Source organism: Saccharomonospora iraqiensis subsp. paurometabolica YIM 90007, assembly GCF_000231035.2.
Lineage (GTDB): Bacteria > Actinomycetota > Actinomycetes > Mycobacteriales > Pseudonocardiaceae > Saccharomonospora > Saccharomonospora paurometabolica.
Genome location: NZ_KI912215.1, coordinates 1,196 through 1,550 on the forward strand (window position 1 = coordinate 1,196; position 355 = coordinate 1,550).

Annotated in this window: 1 protein-coding gene; it reads right to left on the minus strand. The window is 78.3% G+C overall.

What is annotated here, in order from left to right; all coding sequences use genetic code 11:
- Positions 1 to 355: cobalamin biosynthesis protein (locus tag SACPADRAFT_RS25900; protein WP_040924020.1), on the minus strand; the 355-nt coding region annotated here is incomplete at both ends.

A 355-nucleotide genomic window follows, 5' to 3' on the forward strand; every position in this document is an offset into this window, starting at 1 on the left:
CCACGCCCGCCGGGGACGGCCCCCGACGGCGGGGGCCAGCGCACCCGCCAACGCCGCGCCCAACCGGGAGGGCACGACGTTGGCGACGTCGTCCAGCTTCGCGGCGGCCCGGCCGAACCGGTCGTACCGGGGCGAGCGGTGCCCCACCATGGCGTCCAGCGTGTTCACCGCCCGGTAGGCGAGCAGCCCGGGCAGCCCGGCCAGTCCGCCCCACACCAGCGGGGCGACGACGGCGTCCGAGGTGTTCTCCGCGATCGACTCGGTGGCCGCGCGGGTGAGCCCTTCGGCGTCGAGGGCGTGCGGGTCCCGCCCGCACAGGTGCGGCAGCCGCTGCCGGGCCGCGTCGATGTCACCC